The sequence below is a fragment of the Streptomyces sp. NPDC086080 genome (genome assembly GCF_044540255.1).
Classification (GTDB): domain Bacteria; phylum Actinomycetota; class Actinomycetes; order Streptomycetales; family Streptomycetaceae; genus Streptomyces.
This window is the reverse complement of sequence record NZ_JBITRU010000026.1, coordinates 22,742-39,845: the sequence shown is the minus strand read 5'-3', so window position 1 is coordinate 39,845 and position 17,104 is coordinate 22,742. Positions and strand designations below refer to the sequence as shown.

At 72.1% G+C, this 17,104-nt stretch carries 16 protein-coding genes; 13 read left to right on the top strand and 3 right to left on the bottom strand.

The genetic code is table 11. The features are described from left to right. Positions 1 to 6: 6 nt before the first annotated feature. From ACIF9R_RS26785 to ACIF9R_RS26770, 4 genes are all read left to right on the top strand, one after another. Complete coding sequence (locus ACIF9R_RS26785) at positions 7 to 975, top strand: ABC transporter permease (protein WP_399984921.1); 969 nt, start codon at positions 7 to 9, stop codon at positions 973 to 975. Between the two features lie 146 nt (positions 976 to 1,121). Beyond that, the gene (locus tag ACIF9R_RS26780) at positions 1,122 to 2,015 is read left to right on the top strand and encodes an ABC transporter permease (protein ID WP_399984994.1); all 894 of its coding nucleotides are present in this window, start codon (positions 1,122 to 1,124) and stop codon (positions 2,013 to 2,015) included. A gap of 170 nt (positions 2,016 to 2,185) precedes the next feature. Then, the gene (locus ACIF9R_RS26775) at positions 2,186 to 3,205 is read left to right on the top strand and encodes an ABC transporter ATP-binding protein (RefSeq protein WP_399984920.1); all 1,020 of its coding nucleotides are present in this window, start codon (positions 2,186 to 2,188) and stop codon (positions 3,203 to 3,205) included. After that, complete coding sequence (locus tag ACIF9R_RS26770; RefSeq protein WP_399984919.1) at positions 3,198 to 3,869, top strand: ABC transporter ATP-binding protein; 672 nt, start codon at positions 3,198 to 3,200, stop codon at positions 3,867 to 3,869. Before ACIF9R_RS26775 ends, ACIF9R_RS26770 begins: the two co-directional genes overlap by 8 nt. A gap of 75 nt (positions 3,870 to 3,944) precedes the next feature. Here the strand turns inward: ACIF9R_RS26770 and ACIF9R_RS26765 are convergent, their stop codons facing one another. Further along, on the bottom strand, positions 3,945 to 4,697 hold the full coding sequence (locus ACIF9R_RS26765; RefSeq protein WP_399984918.1) for a futalosine hydrolase: 753 nt from the start codon (positions 4,695 to 4,697) through the stop codon (positions 3,945 to 3,947). A gap of 52 nt (positions 4,698 to 4,749) precedes the next feature. Next, positions 4,750 to 6,312 (bottom strand): acyl-CoA carboxylase subunit beta, encoded by a 1,563-nt coding sequence (locus ACIF9R_RS26760; protein ID WP_399984917.1) that lies wholly within the window; start codon positions 6,310 to 6,312, stop codon positions 4,750 to 4,752. 308 nt (positions 6,313 to 6,620) lie between these two features. On the opposite strand from ACIF9R_RS26760, the gene ACIF9R_RS26755 reads away from it, so the two are divergent. From ACIF9R_RS26755 to ACIF9R_RS26740, 4 genes are read left to right on the top strand one after another with little or no spacing between them, the layout of a single operon-like run. Further along, positions 6,621 to 8,426 (top strand): thiamine pyrophosphate-binding protein, encoded by a 1,806-nt coding sequence (locus tag ACIF9R_RS26755; RefSeq protein WP_399984916.1) that lies wholly within the window; start codon positions 6,621 to 6,623, stop codon positions 8,424 to 8,426. Next, a complete protein-coding gene (locus ACIF9R_RS26750; protein ID WP_399984915.1) occupies positions 8,398 to 9,051 on the top strand; it encodes an SRPBCC family protein in 654 nt (217 codons plus the stop codon). Before ACIF9R_RS26755 ends, ACIF9R_RS26750 begins: the two co-directional genes overlap by 29 nt. After that, the gene (locus ACIF9R_RS26745) at positions 9,048 to 10,046 is read left to right on the top strand and encodes a 3-oxoacyl-ACP synthase III family protein (RefSeq protein WP_399984914.1); all 999 of its coding nucleotides are present in this window, start codon (positions 9,048 to 9,050) and stop codon (positions 10,044 to 10,046) included. The genes ACIF9R_RS26750 and ACIF9R_RS26745 overlap by 4 nt, the downstream gene beginning before the upstream one ends. Before the next feature lie 47 nt (positions 10,047 to 10,093). Next, positions 10,094 to 11,386, top strand: a complete 1,293-nt coding sequence (locus ACIF9R_RS26740; RefSeq protein ID WP_399984913.1) for an aspartate aminotransferase family protein — start codon at positions 10,094 to 10,096, stop codon at positions 11,384 to 11,386. Positions 11,387 to 11,739: 353 nt separating this feature from the next. Here the strand turns inward: ACIF9R_RS26740 and ACIF9R_RS26735 are convergent, their stop codons facing one another. Beyond that, on the bottom strand, positions 11,740 to 12,156 hold the full coding sequence (locus ACIF9R_RS26735) for a DUF6069 family protein (protein WP_399984912.1): 417 nt from the start codon (positions 12,154 to 12,156) through the stop codon (positions 11,740 to 11,742). A gap of 213 nt (positions 12,157 to 12,369) precedes the next feature. Here ACIF9R_RS26735 and mqnE point away from each other — a divergent pair, with 213 nt between their 5' ends. From mqnE to rfbB, 5 genes are all read left to right on the top strand, one after another. Beyond that, the gene (gene mqnE, locus ACIF9R_RS26730) at positions 12,370 to 13,536 is read left to right on the top strand and encodes an aminofutalosine synthase MqnE (RefSeq protein ID WP_399984911.1); all 1,167 of its coding nucleotides are present in this window, start codon (positions 12,370 to 12,372) and stop codon (positions 13,534 to 13,536) included. Positions 13,537 to 13,579: 43 nt separating this feature from the next. Continuing rightward, positions 13,580 to 13,876, top strand: a complete 297-nt coding sequence (locus ACIF9R_RS26725) for a ferredoxin (RefSeq protein ID WP_399984910.1) — start codon at positions 13,580 to 13,582, stop codon at positions 13,874 to 13,876. Next, the gene (locus ACIF9R_RS26720; protein WP_399984909.1) at positions 13,873 to 14,769 is read left to right on the top strand and encodes a menaquinone biosynthetic enzyme MqnA/MqnD family protein; all 897 of its coding nucleotides are present in this window, start codon (positions 13,873 to 13,875) and stop codon (positions 14,767 to 14,769) included. The genes ACIF9R_RS26725 and ACIF9R_RS26720 overlap by 4 nt, the downstream gene beginning before the upstream one ends. Before the next feature lie 100 nt (positions 14,770 to 14,869). Next, positions 14,870 to 16,075, top strand: coding sequence for a cyclic dehypoxanthinyl futalosine synthase (gene mqnC / locus ACIF9R_RS26715; protein ID WP_399984908.1), 1,206 nt, complete (start codon positions 14,870 to 14,872; stop codon positions 16,073 to 16,075). 13 nt (positions 16,076 to 16,088) lie between these two features. Next, entirely contained in the window at positions 16,089 to 17,048 is a 960-nt protein-coding gene (rfbB, locus tag ACIF9R_RS26710; RefSeq protein ID WP_399984907.1) for a dTDP-glucose 4,6-dehydratase, read from the top strand. Positions 17,049 to 17,104: the final 56 nt, after the last annotated feature.

The following is a 17,104-nucleotide window of genomic DNA, read 5'->3' as shown; positions in this document are numbered from 1 at the left end:
GGAGCGATGGCACGGCTCACGGCACGGCGGGCCCTGTACGCCGTGCCGGTGCTCCTCGTCGTCACCTTCGGCGCGTTCGCCGTGGCCGCGGCCTCCCCCTTCGACCCCGTCAAGGCATACGCGGGCACCGCCGCGCTCGGCGCCGACCGGGCCACCCTGGACCGGCTGCGGGACAACCTCGGCGTCGACCGGCCCTTCACCGCCCGCTGGTGGGACTGGCTGACCTCGGCACTCGGCGGCGACCTCGGCCTGTCCACCGTGATGCGCCGGCCGGTGGCCGAGGTCATCGGCGAACGCCTCGTCTGGTCGACGCTGCTGTGCGCCGTCGCGTTCGCCGTCGCCGTCCTGCTCGGCACCGCGCTCGGCGTGCTCGCCGCGCGCCGTCCCGGCTCGCTCCTCGACCGCGCGGTCACCTCCCTCGCGTACTCCCTGGAGGCGGCGCCGGTCTTCTGGATCGCCCTGCTCGCGGTCTGGCTGTTCGCCCTCCACCTGGACGTCCTCCCGGCCGGCGGCCTCACCGACACCGGCAGCGACCGGGTCACCTTCGGACAGGTCGCGAGCCACCTGGTGCTGCCCGCCGGCGTCCTCGCCGTCTCCCAGCTGCCCTGGTTCATCCTGTACGTCCGTCAGGGGGTCGGCGACGCCCTCGCGGAGGACCCCGTACGCGGAGCCAGGGCCCGCGGCCTGAACGAACGCACCGTCCTGCTCGGCCACGCCCTGCGCTGCGGACTGCTGCCCGTGCTCACCCTGATCGGCTCCCGCGTCCCGGAACTCATCACCGGCGCGCTGCTCGTGGAGAGCGTCTTCAGCTGGCCGGGCATCGCCGCGGCCACCGTGGAGGCGGCCACCGCCGTCGACTTCCCGCTGCTGGCGGCGCTCACCGCCCTCGCCACCGCGGCCGTCCTCGCCGGGAACCTGCTCGCCGACCTGCTCTACGGACTGATCGACCCGAGGGTGAAGCCGAATGAGATGTGACTCCCGTGGCTGACACCACCGCAGAGAAGACGGGCGGGGCGGCAGAGACCCGCGCCGTGGAGAAGACGGGCGCCGCGGAACACGCGCGCGCCGTGGAGCACACGCGCGCCGTGGAGCACGCGCGCGCCGTGGAGCACGCGCGCGCCGTGGAGCACGCGCGCGCCGTGGAGCACACGCCCTCGACCGTGTGGCGCTCGCACGGCACCACCCGCCGCTCCACCCACACCCTCCGCCTGCGCGTCTCCGCCGCGCTGATCGCCGTGACGGCGCTCGCGGTCCTGCTCGTACCGCCCGTGGTCCAGCTCGACCAGCAGGCCGTCGACCTGGCCGCCAAGCTCCTGCCACCGAGCTGGGCGCACCCCTTCGGCACCGACGACGTGGGCCGCGACCTGCTGCTGCGCTGCGTCTACGGACTCAGGGTGTCGCTCATGGTGGGCGTGGTGGCCGCGCTCACCGCCACGGTGATCGGCACCGCCGTCGGCGCCACCGCCGGCGCGCTCGGCGGCCGGGCCGACCGCCTGGTCATGCGCGTGGTCGACACCCTGTCCTCCGTCCCGCACCTGCTGCTCGGCATCTTCATCGTCGCCATGTTCCGGCCGGGTGTCTGGCCGGTGGTGATCTCCGTCGCCCTCACCCACTGGCTGTCCACCGCCCGCATCGTCCGCGCCGAGGTCCTGTCGCTGCGCTCCCGTCCCTACATCGACGCGGCCGTCTCCGGCGGCGCGTCCCGGTGGCGGGTCACGGTCCGTCACCTCCTCCCCGGCGTACTGCCCCAGGCCGGCCTCGCCGCCGTCCTGATGGTCCCGCACGCCATGTGGCACGAGTCGGCCCTGTCCTTCCTGGGCCTCGGCCTGCCCACCCACGCCGCGAGCCTCGGCACCCTCATCCAGGGTGCCCGCGGCTCCCTGCTCGCCGGACAGTGGTGGCCCACCCTGTTCCCCGGCCTCTTCCTGATCATCCCCACCCTCGCCATCGCCGGCCTCGCCGGTGTCTGGCGGGAGCGGATCAACCCGCGCCGCCGATCGGAGCTGATGCTTTGACCACCGAGCGACCTCCCGTGCCGGCCGACGTGGTGACGTCGGAGGGGTCTGCTGTGCCGTCGGCCGACGCGGTGACGACGGAGCGGTCCCGTGTGCCGTCGGCTGACTCTGTGCCGGTGGAGCCGTCTTCCGTCCCGTCGGCTGACGGCGTGCCGGGGGAGCGGTCTTCCGTGCCGGCGGCCGACGGCGTGGCGGGGGAGGGGTCTCCCGTGTTGGCGGTCCGTGGGCTGTTCGTGCGGTTCCTGCTGCCCGGTGGCCGTCGCGTCGCCGCCGTCACCGACGCGTACTTCGACGTGGCGCCGGGGGAGTGCCTGGCCCTGATCGGTGAGAGCGGTTGCGGCAAGTCCGTCCTGGCCTCCGCCCTCCTCGGCCTGCTCCCGGGCAACGCCCGCACCGCGGGCAGTGCGCTGCTCGGCGACCTGGACCTGCTCACCGTCGGCGAACGCACCCTCGCCCGCACCGTACGGGGCCGCCGTATCGGTCTCGTCCCGCAGAGCCCCGCCGCCCACCTCACGCCCGTCCGCACGATCCGCTCCCAGACAGAGGAGGCGGTCGCCCAGCTCACCGGCACCCGCGGCCGTACGGCCCTGCGCGCGGCCGCCGAACAGGCCGCCGAACGCGCCGGGTTCCCCGCGGACCACCTCGACCGGCACCCGCACGAACTCTCCGGCGGCCTGGCCCAGCGAGCCGCCACGGCCCTCGCCCTGATCGGCGACGCCCCCCTGCTGCTCGCCGACGAACCCACCACCGGACTGGACCGGGACCTCGTGGACCGCACGGTCGACGAACTGCGCCGTCACGTCGACGCCGACGGCGACCGGGCGCTGCTGATGATCACGCACGACCTGGCGGCGGCGGAACGCGTCGCCGACCGTGTGGCGGTGATGTACGCGGGCCGCATCGTCGAACTGGTTGACGCGAGGACCTTCTTCGGCTCCCCGGGCCCTCGCCACCCCTACAGCCGGGGCCTGTTGGAGGCCCTTCCCGAAAGGTCCTTCACCCCCGTCCCCGGACTGCCGCCCGAACTCGGCGACCTCCCCGACGGCTGCGCCTTCGCCCCCCGCTGCGACCGCGCCACGGACCTCTGCACGACCCTCCCGCCCTTCACGGGCCCGGTCGCCTGCCATCACCCGGCCCCGGCCGCCGCGGTCCCCGCCCCGGCCCCCACCTCGGAGGACATCCGTGCTTGAACTGCGCGCCATCACCGCCGGTTACGACCGCCGCGCTCCCGTCGTATGCGACGCGACCCTCACCGTCGCCCCCGGCGAGGCCGTGGGCCTGCTGGGCCCCAGCGGCTGCGGCAAATCCACCCTCGCGAGGGTCGCCGCCCTCCTCCACCGCCCCGACTCCGGGGAAGTCGTCCTCGACGGCACCCCCGTCCACCGCTACCGCCACCGGGCCCCCCGCGCCAGGCGCACCACCGTCGGCGTGGTCTTCCAGCAGCCCCGCCTCTCCGCCGACCCCCGGCTGCGCCTCACCGACCTGATCGCGGAACCCCTGCGGGCGACGGGCCGCCGCTCGGCGGTCCCGGGTCGGGTGACCGAACTCGCCGAAACGGTCGGCCTGACCCCGGACCTGCTCACCCGCCGCCCCCACGAGGTCAGCGACGGCCAGCTGCAACGCGCCTGTCTGGCCCGCGCGCTGGTGCTGCGCCCCCGCTGGCTCGTCTGCGACGAGATGACGGCGATGCTCGACGCGTCGACCACGGCCGCGCTGGTGCGCGTCGTCGAGGACTACCGCACGGCCACGGACGCGGGCCTGCTGGCCGTGGGCCACGACCGGACCCTCCTGAACCGCTGGTGCGACCGCACGGTCCACTGGGACACGGTGACGTCGGCGGGGGCACCCGTCTGAACCGAGCTGCCCCCGGCCGGTCGTGGACGCGGCGCGACGGGGGACCGGGACGGCCGGACCCGGGGGACGCGGCGGTCACGGCGATGCCGGTCGGAGCGTCCTCTCCGCGCAGTGGCGCGTCAGTTTTACGAATGCCCCGGTGAGGGCGGTCAGCGCGTCCTCGACGCGCCACAGGTCGCGCTCGCGCGGCCCGACGGGGTTGGACACGGCCCGGATCTCCAGAACGGGGCAGCCCGCCACCGAGGCCGCCTCGGCGACGCCGAAGCCCTCCATGGCCTCGGCGAGGACGCCCGGATGCCGGGCGCGCAGTGCGGCGGCGCGCCGGGCGCTGCCGGTCACCGTGGAGACGGTGAGCACAGGACCCACCCGCGCTCCGGTCGCCGCCGCGCACCGGCGGACCAGGCCCTCGGGCGGACGGTGGGTGACCCGGCCGAAGCCGAGGGCGGGCAGCGACAGGAAACCGTCCGCCGTCTCGGCGCCCAGATCCCCGGCGACGATCTCGTCCGCGACGACGAGCGACCCGACGGGGGCGTCGGGCGGGAAGCCGCCGCCGATCCCGGTGCTGACGACCAGGTCGTATGCCGCGCCCGTGAGCGCGGCGGCGGTCAGGGCGACGGCGGCCGCGGCGGCCGCGGCGGCGGGACCCACCCCTCCGGCCAGCAGGTCCACGGTGGTGCCGGGCGCCGTCACACGGTGCAGGGTCACCCCGGCGCGCGGAATCTCCTGCCGGGGCCCGCCGAACGCCGCGGCGACCGCGTCGCGTTCCGCCGACACCGCGGTGACGACGAGGACGTGAGCGCCGGCCGGGTCCGGGCGTGCTTCCTCCACGACGTTCAGCCTTCCTGCCGGGGCCGGGGCCGGGGCCGGGGTGCGGGTGTCCTCACTGGGGCGGGTTGCCGTGCTTGCGGCTGGGCAGGTCGGCCCGTTTGGCCACGAGCATCGCGAGCGACCGGATGAGCACCTGACGTGTCTCGGCGGGGTCGATCACATCGTCGACCAGACCGCGTTCCGCCGCGTAGTAGGGATGCATGAGTTCGGCCGTGTACTCCTTGACGAGTCGGGCACGCAGCGCGTCGGGGTCGTCCGCCGCGGCCAGTTCGCGCCGGAAGATGATGTCGGAGGCCCCCTCGGCGCCCATCACCGCGATCTCGTTGGTGGGCCAGGCGAAGGACAGGTCGGCGCCGATGGAGCGGGAGTCCATCACGATGTACGCGCCGCCGTAGGCCTTGCGCAGAATGAGCTGGATCCGCGGGACGGTGGCGTTGCAGTACGCGTACAGGAGTTTCGCGCCGTGCCGGATGATTCCGTCGTGCTCCTGTTCCGTGCCGGGAAGAAATCCGGGCACGTCGACCAGGGTCACCAGCGGAATGTTGAAGGAGTCGCAGAACTGGACGAAACGAGCCGCCTTTTCGCTCGCCCCGATGTCCAGCACACCCGCCAGGACCTCGGGCTGGTTGGCGACGATGCCGGTGACCTGTCCACCCAGCCGTACCAGACCGCAGATCACGTTCCTGGCCCACGACGCGCCGGTCTCGAACAACTCGCCGTCGTCCGCCAGTTCTTCGATGACCGCGCGCATGTCATAGGCGTGCGCCGGATTCGAGGGAACCAGATCGAGGAGGGATTCGTTGCGCCGGTCCGGCGGGTCGTCGCAGAACACCGCGGGCGGCAGCTCCCGGTTGTTCGCCGGCAGCATCGACAGCAGATAGCGGACCTCCTCCAGACAGGTCTCCTCGTCGTCATAGGCGAACGCCGCCACCCCGGAACGGGTGGAGTGGACGTCCGAGCCGCCCAGCTCGTCGACCGACACCGCTTCCCCGGTGACCGCCCGGACCACGTCCGGACCGGTGATGAACATCTGGGAGATGCCGCGCACCATGAAGACGAAGTCCGTGAGAGCCGGGGAGTAGGCGGCGCCGCCCGCACACGGGCCGAGCATCACGCTGATCTGCGGGATGGTGCCCGAACAGCGGGCGTTGCGCTGGAAGATGCCGCCGTATCCGGCGAGCGCGGACACTCCCTCCTGGATGCGCGCCCCGGCGCCGTCGCACAGGGCCACCACAGGCGCTCCGGTCGTCAGCGCGAGATCCTGCACTTTGTGGATCTTCGCGGCGTGGGCCTCGCCCAGCGCTCCGCCGAAGATGCGGAAGTCGTGGGCGTAGGCGAACACCTTGCGGCCGTGCACCTGGCCCCAGCCGGTGACGACACCGTCGGTGTGGGGCCTGCGCCTCTCCAGGCCGAAACCCGACGCGCGGTGTCTGCGCAGTTCCTCGATCTCGGTGAAGGTGCCTTCGTCGAAGAGGAGCCGAAGCCTCTCGCGGACGGTCAGTTTTCCCTTGGCGTGCTGGGCCTCGGTGGCCCCGGCGCCGGGTCCGCGCCGGATCCGTTCCCGCAACGCGGCCAGCTCCCCTGCGCGTGCGTGCGGCGGCTGAACTGGTGTCATGCGGGAAGTGTGGGGCCCGGACGACCGGAACGGCTCATGGGCCGGCCTGAAGACTAGTGAAGGTTCCAGTCGGAATGAGCGCGGCGCCCCTGGGCATATGGCGCCGTCTATGTTGTGCCCCGTAGCCCTCTGTTCCACCAGGGCCCATGGGCTCCGGAGGCCGCGGAATCCCTGGAATCCCCCGTCCGGTATTCCGTGCCGGGGTCTCCACCGGATGTCCGGTGGAGACCCGGGACCGTCTTCCGCGCGGAAAGAACGCAGCATCCATCGGTGGGCCACGGATCACCGGACCCAGGGGAGGCAGCTCCATGCGAAACAGCCGGCCGCGTGTCGCCGACCGCATCATATCCGCACTGGCCGACTTCGGCGTCGACCACCTTTTCGGAGTCGGTGGCGCGAACATCGAGGACCTGTACGACGCCGCCCAGGCAACGGGCGGAAAGGTCCGTGCGGTGGTCGCCAAGCATGAATTCTCGGCCGTGACCATGGCCGAGGGATATCACCGGACGTCCGGAAAGCCAGGCGTCGTGATGGCGACCTCCGGTGCCGGCGCGATGAATCTGGTGCCGGGTCTCGCCGAGGCCCACGCCGCCCGCATTCCGCTGCTCGCCCTGATCGGCCAGCCGCCCCGGCCGCTGGAGGGACACGGCGCCTTCCAGGACTCCAGCGGCCTGGCCGGTGCCTTCGACGCCGTCGAACTCTTCCGGACCGTCTCGCGTTTCTGTGCCCGGGTCGACGACCCCTCGGACCTCGGCAAGCTGCTCACCGAGGCGGTGGCCGCCACCCGGGCGCCGCGCCGGGGCCCGGCGGTCCTGCTGCTGCCGAAGGACGTCCAGCAGGCTCCCTCGGACCCGGTGCCCGATCTCGCCGGGCTGCTGTCCGGGCCGGAGACGGCACCCGCCGGGGCTGACCCGCGTGCGGCGGCCGACCGGGACGCCGCGGCCGATCTGCTCGCCGACGCCGTCGGGCGCGGCGCGGACGTCCTCGTCGTCGCCGGGGACGGTGTCGGACGGGGGGACGCCCGCGCCGAACTCGCCCGGCTGGCGGGCCTGCTGGGAGCCGCCGTGGCGGTGACCCCCGAGGCCAAGGACGCCTTCGACAACCACGATCCGAGGTTCGCCGGAGTAGCTGGCGCGATCGGGCACCCCACCGTGCCGCGCCACCTGGAGAAGGCGGAACTCTGCGTGCTCGTGGGCACCCGGCTGCCGGTGATGGCCAGGACCGGGCTGGAAGAGGCCCTGGGGAACACCTCGTTGATCTGCTACGACCCCGAGCCGCCCTTCACCGCCCGCACCGTCGACGGCCCGCCCGTCCTGCACGTGGACGGTGATCTGCGGACCGAACTGCGCGCGGCCGCCGAGCGTCTGGCCGCGCTGCCGCTCCGCCCGGAGCCGTCCCGTGGCACCGTCGGAGGGCTGGAATACCTGGCGGCACCGGCACCGGCACCGGCACCGGCATCGGCATCGGCACCGGCCTCGGACACAGCCGGACTGCGACTCGTCGACGCGGTCCAGGTGATCGAGTCGCTGCTCCCCGACGACGCCACCGTGGTCTCCGACGCGGGCAACGCGAGCGCGGCGGCCATCCACCATCTGTCCGTGCCCCCGCGCGGACAGTTCGTCCTCGCCCTCGGCATGGGCGGGATGGGACACAGCTTCGGAGCCGGGATCGGGGCCGCGTTCGCCACCGGCCGGCGCAGCTATGTGCTCTCCGGGGACGGCGGCTTCTACGCCCACGGCATGGAGGTGCACACGGCCGTCGAGCACGATCTGCCGGTCACCTTCGTCGTCTTCAACAACAACGCCCACGCGATGTGCGTCCTGCGGGAGCAACTGCTCTACGCGGCCGACTACTCGTACAACACCTTCCGGCCCGCCGACATCGCGGCCGGCGCGGGTGCCATGTTCCCCACGCTCACCGCCCGCTCGGCGCGGACGCCCGACGAGCTGCGCCGGGCCCTGGCCGAGACGAACGCCGGTGCCGGTCCCGCGCTGGTCTGTGTGGAGTCCGACCCGTACGAGACACCGCCCTTCGTGCCCTTCCTCCGTCTGATCGACGACCCTCCCAGCGAACCAGGAGCTGCTCATGGCGACCGCGTCACACCAGTTGGCTGACGTCCCCGGCCTGATCCGGTGCGAGACCACCCCCCGCGAGGACATCCTCGCCCTCGCCACGGCCGGCACCCGGCCGCAGTACGCGCACGACGAGGTGTACGGGGACTTCTGCACGGTCCAGGAGTACATCGACTGTCCGCCCGAGGACGTGTTCGACTACCTCTGCGACATCAACAGCCTCGACGAGTACTCCGTCAGCACCCGTGCGTTTGAGCCGACCGAAGAACCCGGGCTCTACGCCGGCTGGGACACCCTGGGTGACGACACCCGGATCTTCATGCGGCTGAAGCCGAACCGCGAGGCGCTGACGCTCGACTACCACTGCGCCTGGGACCAGGGCGAGGAACTCTGGATGATCTACCTCTTCCGGATCGTTCCCGCGGAGCAGGTGCTGGGCAGGCCGGGCTCCGTGGTCCTGTGGACCAACTGCCGCCACCCCCACTACGACAAGAACCCCTACCCCGAACTGGCCCCGAGCCCGGACCGGGTCTGGGTGGGCGACCTGTGGCCGCTGTTCTTCGCGGGGCACCGCATCGAGCTCGAGAACCTCAAGCGGATCCTGGAGTACCGCCACAGCCGAGGGCTGCCGATCGAGGTCGCCTCCGGCGCGGAGGTCGGTGCGTGATCCCGGTCAGCCTCACGGACGTGGGCAGCTACCTGCCCGCGCACAGCGTCGACACCTCCTTCTACACGGGTGACGAGGCGCCGCCCGCCGACGGCGTCATGTTCGGGCCGCCCGCCCGCAGACGTCATGCGGCGCCGCACGAGACCGCCACCCACATGGCGGTCGAGGCGGCCCGGCCGGTGCTGGAGCGCCGACGCGCCCTCGGCGAGGACCGCGTGGACGTCGTCCTGACGAACGTGGCACTCCCCGACCGCGCGTTCACCGGAGCCGGGGCCGACATCGTGGCCCGGCTGGGGCTCGACCCGGTCCCCGAGTGGATCATCGACGTCCACAACAGCGGATGTGCCTCGTTCGTGTACCTGATGAAGCTCGGCCGCAGCCTCATCGCCTCCGGGCAGGCGCGTACGGCGCTGATCTGCTGTGTGCAGAACATGGCCGGCCAGCTCTTCGCCCGGCCGGAGGTGAGGGGCCGCAAGCACGCCGCGGTGCCCGGCGACGGCTGCGGCGTCGGGTTCCTCTCGGCCGGCGACGCATCGCCCGTCCTGGACCTGGTGACCTACCACGGGGTGGAGTACGCCAACGACATGACGCTCGCCGTGGACACCCGCAAGTACTGGGAACCCGGCGAGGGCGAGATAGACATCGGCTTCACCGAGAGCAGGGTCAAGCAGATCGTCGCGCGCGGCAACCGGCTGGTGCCGCAGGTCACCTCGGAGCTGTGCGCGCGCCTGGACACGCCGACCAGCGACATCGATGTGCTGATCACCAACCAGCCGAACCGGATGTTCCTGTCCAACTGGCACACGGAGCTGGGACTGAAGCCCGAACGCCACCTCGACACCTTCGACCAGTACGGCAACCTCTTCGGCGCGGGCATCCCGGTCACGCTGGCCCAGGCCCGCGACGAGGGACGGATCACCAAGGGCGATCTCCTCGTGCTGTCCGGCTTCGCCCATGCCGGTGACTTCGCCGCGGCGGCCGCGGTGCGGTGGTAGCCGATGACCACCCCAGCCCGCCCCGACCTCTCCCTGGAGCCGTGCCGATGACCGACACCGCATCACCCGCAGCCCACGCGCCGGACGGCGACGAACTGGCCGCACTCGACCGCCGTCACCTGCTGCACCCGTGGACCCCGATGGCGGGTGCCGACCCGCTGGTGCTGGTCTCCGGCGAGGGCTGCGAGATCACCGACTCCTACGGGCGCACCTATCTGGACGGCCGCAGCGGCCAGTTCAACGCGACCCTCGGCTACCGCCATCCGAAGATCCTGGCCGCCCTCGGCGAGCAGGCCGGCAAACTCATGACGTACGCGCTGCTGGGCGCGTCGAACGAGGCCGCCGTCAGGCTCGCGGCCCGACTGGCCCAGCTGCTGGGCGAACCCCTGAGCCACACCCTGTTCTGCAACTCCGGCTCGGAGGCGGCGGAGGCGGCGATCCGGATCGTCCGGATGCACCACGCGCTGCGCGGCGAGCCCGGGCGCAGCACGGTGATCTCGCTCGCCGACGGTTACCACGGGACCACCCTCGCCACCGCGGCGATGTCGGCCTCCCCGCTGGCGTGGACCGGATGTGGGCCCCGCCCCGAGGGGTTCGTCCAGATAGCGGGACCGCACGGCTCCGGGTCCGGGGCGGCGGATCTTGAGCGGGCCGTCCTGGCGGCCGGCCCGGAGAGCGTGGCCGCGTTCTTTGTGGAACCGGTGCTCGGGGTCGGCGGGATCCGCCCCCTGCCGCCCGGGTATCTGCGCGAGGTGCGGGAGATCTGCGACCGGTACGGGATCCTCCTGGTCGTCGACGAGGTGACCACCGGTCTCGGCCGCACCGGCGCCTGGTTCGCACACCAGCGGGAGGGAATCCGCCCGGATCTGGTGACCCTGGCGAAGGGGCTGACGGCCGGATACGTGCCCCTCGCCGCCGTCACGACGACCACGGCGGTCGCCGAGGTGTTCGCCGGGGACCCGATGCTCGGCGGTCTGCGGCACGGGCACACGACGAGCGGTCATGCCCTCGGCGCGGCGGTCGCGCTGGCCGTCCTGCGGACGATCGAGGAGGACGGGCTGGTCGAGCACGCCGACGCCATGGGCCGGCTCCTCCTGGGCGGGCTGACCGACCGGCTCAAGGACCTGGACGGAGTACGCGACGTACGGGGAGAGGGCCTGCTCGCCGGGATCGAGTTCGACACGTTCGAGCGCGCCGCCCAGGTGGCCGGCGGCTGCCTGGCCCGCGGGGTCGTCGTGCGCAGTGAGGGCCCGGTCCTCGCGGTCGCCCCGCCGCTGATCGTCACCGCCGACCAGGTGGACCGCATCGTCGACGCGCTCCACGCGAGCGCCGCGGCCTGACGCGCGGCGGACGAGGCGGCCGGGGCACTCCACGAGCCCTCGTCGTCCCCCGGCCCGGCACCTCCCGTCGAAGCCCTGGGGGCGCCTCGGTCCCCCGAGGCGCCCCCAGGGCCGCCGCCGATTCCGGCGCCGCGCGCCGATGCCGAGCGGCGCCCCGGCGGTCGCGCGGAGGCCGCGGCGCCGGAACCGGGCGCCCGCCCGCGCCGAGGGTGCGGCGCGCGGCGCGCGGGACGGCTTCGCCAGGCCCGAGTGCTTCGTCAGGCCCGTGGGACGGGCCGGCACGTCCTGCGGGCGCCGGGGCCGCCCGCGGGGCGTGCCGGCGACGGCCGGTGGGCGGACCACCGGTGCGGTGCTCAACTCCTGCGCGCGGTCCGGGCGAAGCCGGGAATAAGTACCAGCGCGACCACGAGGTGCATGCACGCCAGGGCGATCTTCGCCCCGGTCCCCTCGGCCCCGGCCGGCCCCATCAGGGACAGCAGGAACACCACGGTGCCGACCGCCGTCCACACCGTGCGCGCCGCCGCCGTCGTCCGGTCGAGCACCGCCAGCAGGCCCCAGGCGGCCAGGCCGGCCACGAGCGACGCGCCGACGACCGCGGCGAGGCCCACCTCCTGAGCCTCGCCGCCGCTCGTCTTCGCCTTCAGGGAGATGTCGAGGAGCGGATGCGCGACGAGCCAGACGGCCACGGCCGCCCCCGTCGCGATCACGAGGTACACGAACCGCCCGCCGGCCGTGCGCCGTGTGGGGGTGGCGGTCTCCGTACGTGACATGCGTCAACTTCCTTACGCCGAGGGTGAGTTGTCCGATCGTTCGGGACGGCTCACGGTACGGGCCGCCGGGGGCGCCGGGGCCCGGGCAACGGAGCTGTAGGGAATCTCTTAGGGGTGCCTCCCCCAGCATGGAGCTGCGCTGCCCCAGCTGTTGTGCTGGCGGCCGAGCGGACCGTTCCCAGGGCGGAACCCGAATCTGAGGAGATGGCACGGGTGGACGCAGGATTCAAACGCGAGGTCGAGCAGAAGGTCGAGGCCGGTGAACGGCTCAGCCGCGAGGACGGCATCGCCCTGTACGAGTGCGACGATCTGGCCTGGCTCGGCGGGCTGGCGCATCAGGTACGGATGCAGCTGAACGGCGACGTCGTCCACTTCAACATCAACCGGCACCTCAACATGACCAACGTGTGCACGGCCTCGTGCGCCTACTGCTCCTTCCAGCGCAAGCCGGGGGAGAAGGACGCGTACACGATGCGCATCGAGGAGGCGGTGAAGCTCGCCAAGGAGATGGAGTCGGAGCAGCTCACCGAGCTGCACGTGGTCAACGGCCTGCACCCCACCCTGCCGTGGCGCTACTACCCGCGCTCGATCCGGGCACTGAAGGAGGCCCTGCCGCCGAACGTGGCGGTGAAGGCCTTCACCGCCACCGAGATCCACTGGTTCGAGCAGATCTCGGGGCTGAGCGCCAGTGACATCCTCGACGAGCTGATCGACGCGGGCCTGGAGTCCCTGACCGGCGGCGGCGCGGAGATCTTCGACTGGGAGATCCGGCAGCAGATCGTCGACCACAAGACCCACTGGGAGGACTGGTCGCGCATCCACCGGCTGGCCCACTCCAAGGGCATCAAGACGCCGTGCACCATGCTCTACGGGCACATCGAGGAGCCGCGGCACCGCGTCGACCACGTCCTCAGGCTGCGGGAGCTGCAGGACGAGACCGGCGGCTTCCAGGTCTTCATCCCGCTGCGCTACCAGCACGACTTCCACGACTCGATGGACGGCGTCGTACGCAACCGGCTGATGGCGAAGACGAAGATGGCCACGCCGGCCGAGGCGCTCAAGACGTTCGCCGTCTCGCGGCTGCTCTTCGACAATGTGCCGCACGTGAAGGTCTTCTGGGTGATGCACGGCCTGGGCACCGCCGCGCTCGCCCTCAGCCACGGAGCCGACGACATCGACGGCTCGGTCGTCGAGTACAAGATCACGCACGACGCGGACAACTACGGCACCCCGGACAAGGTGTCCCGCGAGGGCCTGCTCGACATGATCCGCGACGCCGGTTTCCGGCCCGTCGAGCGCAACACGCGCTACGAGGTCATCCGGGAGTACGAGGGCCCGGACCCGGCCCGCCGGGAGTCCCCGCAGCCCATGCGGGTCTGAGCCCGGTGCCCACAACCACGACAAGGATCGGTAGGTGTGCGCGATGACCGCGCAGGACGAGACCCTAGAGGTCTGGATCGACCAGGATCTGTGCACGGGTGACGGCATCTGCTGCCAGTACGCGCCCGACATCTTCGAACTGGACGTCGACGGCCTGGCCTATGTCAAGGACGCGGACGGCGAACTGCTCCAGGACGCGGGTGCCACCGTCGTGGTGCCCACCATCGCCCTGCGCGACGTCACCGACTCCGCCAAGGAGTGTCCGGGCGACTGCATCCACGTGCGTCGGGCACACGACGGCGTGGAGGTCTTCGGACCGGACGCGGCCGACGACTCATGACGACGGTCACCGGCCGCCGGGCGGCCCACGAAGGCCCTCGCACCACGGCCGGCCGGCCGCGCGTCGGTCACATCGACTTCCTGAACTGCCTGCCCCTGTTCTGGGGCCTGGCCCGCACGGGCAGTCTGCTCGACCTCGACCTGCGCCGGGACACCCCGGAGCGGCTGAGTGACGCTCTGGTCTCCGGTGAACTGGACATCGGCCCGATCAGCGTCATGGAGTACCTGCGGCACGCCGACGAGCTGGTGGTGCTGCCCGAGATCGCGGTGGGCGCGGACGGACCCGTAATGTCCTGCCTGCTGCTCAGCAAGGTGCCCCTCACGAGCCTGGACGGCGTCCCGCTCGCTTGCACCACCACCAGCCGCACCTCCGTACGCCTCGCCGAGCTGCTGCTCACCGACCACATCGGTGTGCGGCCGAGGTACTTCACCTGTCCGCCGCATCTGCCGACCATGCTGGCGGACGCCCCCGCGGCCGTGGTGATCGGCGACGCCGCGCTGCGGGCCTCGCTCCTGGAGGCGGACACCCTGGGGTTCGAGGTGCACGACTTGGCCGACATGTGGCGCCGGTGGACCGGGCTGCCGTTCGTGTTCGCCGTGTTCGCCGCCCGGCGCGACTTCCTCACGGACCGCCCCGACCTGGTCCGCGAGGTGCACTCCGGATTCCTCGCCTCGCGCGAGCTGTTCCTCGCCGAGATCGACGAGGTGTGCCGCAAGGCCGCCCGCTGGGCGGAGTTCGACGCCGCCACCCTGAAGCGCTACTACCTGTCCGCGCTCGACTTCAGCCTGGGCGAACGGCAGTTGACGGGCCTTCGCGAATTCGCCCGGCGGGTCGGCGGCGACGCCGCCGGGTTCCCGCCGGACGTGCGGATCGGCCTGCTGGACACCCCCTAGGGCCCCTCGCGGGAGTGCCCCGCCTGCCGGGCGACGCCACTCCCGCCGCAGGCCCCAGCACCGCGAGCCCGACCACCCAAGAGAAGAAAGGTGGCCCGACGTGGCCAACCCGCCCAGTCATCTCACCGCTGTTCTGGACCGTGCCGCCACCGGAGGCCGTATCACGCCCGACGAGGCTCTGGAGCTCTACCGGGACGCGCCACTGCACGCGCTGGGGCAGGCCGCGGACGCCGCACGCCGTCGCCGCTACCCCGACACGCAGAACCTGGCGACGTACATCATCGAGCGGAACATCAACTACACCAACGTGTGCGTCACGGCGTGCAAGTTCTGCGCCTTTTACGCGGCGCCGAAGGACACGGCGAAGGGCTGGACCCGCGACCTCGACGACATCCTGCGCCGCTGCGCGGAGACCGTCGAACTCGGTGGCACGCAGATCATGTTCCAGGGCGGTCACCACCCCGACTACGGCGTCGAGTACTACGAGGGCATGTTCCGCGCCATCAAGGAGCGCTTCCCCGAGCTGGTGATCCACTCGCTGGGCGCGTCCGAGGTGGAGCACATGGCGAAGGTCTCGGGCGTCTCCGTCGACGAGGCGATCGGCCGCATCAAGGAGGCGGGTCTCGACTCGTTCGCCGGCGCCGGCGCCGAACTGCTGCCCGCCCGCGCCCGCAACGCCATCGCCCCGCTGAAGGAGTCGGGCGAGCGCTGGCTGGAGATCATGGAGATCGCGCACGGGATGGGCGTGGAGTCCACCACCACGATGCTGATGGGCACCGGCGAGACCAACGCCGAGCGCATCGAGCACCTGCGGATGATCCGGGACGTGCAGAGCCGTACCGGAGGCTTCCGGGCGTTCATCCCGTACACCTACCAGCCGGAGAACAACAAGCTGAAGGGGCAGACGCAGGCCACGTCGCTGGAATACCTGCGCCTGATCGCCGTCGCCCGCCTCTTCCTCGACAACGTGCCCCACATCCAGGGCTCCTGGCTGACCACCGGCAAGGAGATGGGCCAGCTGACGCTGCACTACGGCGCCGACGACCTGGGCTCCATCATGCTGGAGGAGAACGTGGTGTCGTCGGCCGGGGCCAAGCACCGCTCCAACCTGGCCGAGCTGCTGCAGCTGATCCGGGGCGCCGACCGGGTGCCGGCCCAGCGCAGCACCACGTACGACATCCTGCGCGTGCACGACGACCCGGCGAACGACCCCGCCGAGGAGCGGGTCGTCTCGCACCTGTCCTCGATCGCGGACACCGGCGACGGCGTACAGCGCCGCTCGCTCAAGGTCCTGCCGGTCGGCTGAGGGGCGGAGCGACGTGAAGGTCTTTGTCACGGGCGGCGCGGGATTCATCGGCTCGCAGTACGTCCGCGCGATGCTCGCCGGCGAGTACGCCGGATACGAGGACGCCGAAGTCACCGTGTTCGACCTGCTCACCTACGCGGGCACCACGGACAACCTGCCGCTCGGCCACGCACGGCTGACGTTCGTGCGGGGCGACATCCGCGACGCCGACGCGCTCGCACAGGCCCTGCCCGGCCATGACGTGGTGGTCCACTTCGCGGCCGAGTCGCACGTCGACCGGTCCCTGGTGGGCGCGGCGCCGTTCGTGTCGACGAACGTGCTCGGAACCCAGCTGCTCCTGGACGCCTGCCTGCGCCACGGCGTGACGACGGTGCTGTGCGTGTCCACCGACGAGGTGTACGGCTCCATCGAGTCCGGTGCCTGGGACGAGGAATGGCCCCTGCTGCCCAACTCGCCGTACTCGGCGTCGAAGGCCGGCAGCGATCTGATCGCGCGGGCCTGCTGGCGCACGCACGGCCTGGACGTCCGGATCACCCGCTGCTCCAACAACTACGGCCCGTACCAGAACACCGAGAAGCTCATTCCGCTGTTCATCACCAACCTGTTGCGCGGCAGACCCGTGCCGCTCTACGGCGACGGCCGCAACGTCCGGGAATGGCTGCACGTCGCCGACCACTGCGCGGCGCTCCAGCTCGTGCTCACCGACGGGGCGCCCGGCGAGATCTACAACATCGGCAGCGGCGTCGAGGTGGCCAACGCCTCGATCGCGCGCCGGCTCGTCGACCTGTGCGGCGCGGACCCGGCGCTGATCCACCATGTCGCCGACCGCAAGGGCCACGACCTGCGGTACGCCCTGGACTTCGGCAAGATCACGAAGCTGGGCTTCAGCCCGGCGATCGAGTTCGACCAGGGGCTGGAGAGCACGGTGCGGTGGTACCGGGAACACCCCGAACGGTGGCCGGACGAGAGCTGACGGCACGGCACCATACGAAGGTGGCCGCCGGACCCCGTGGTCCGGCGGCCACCTCC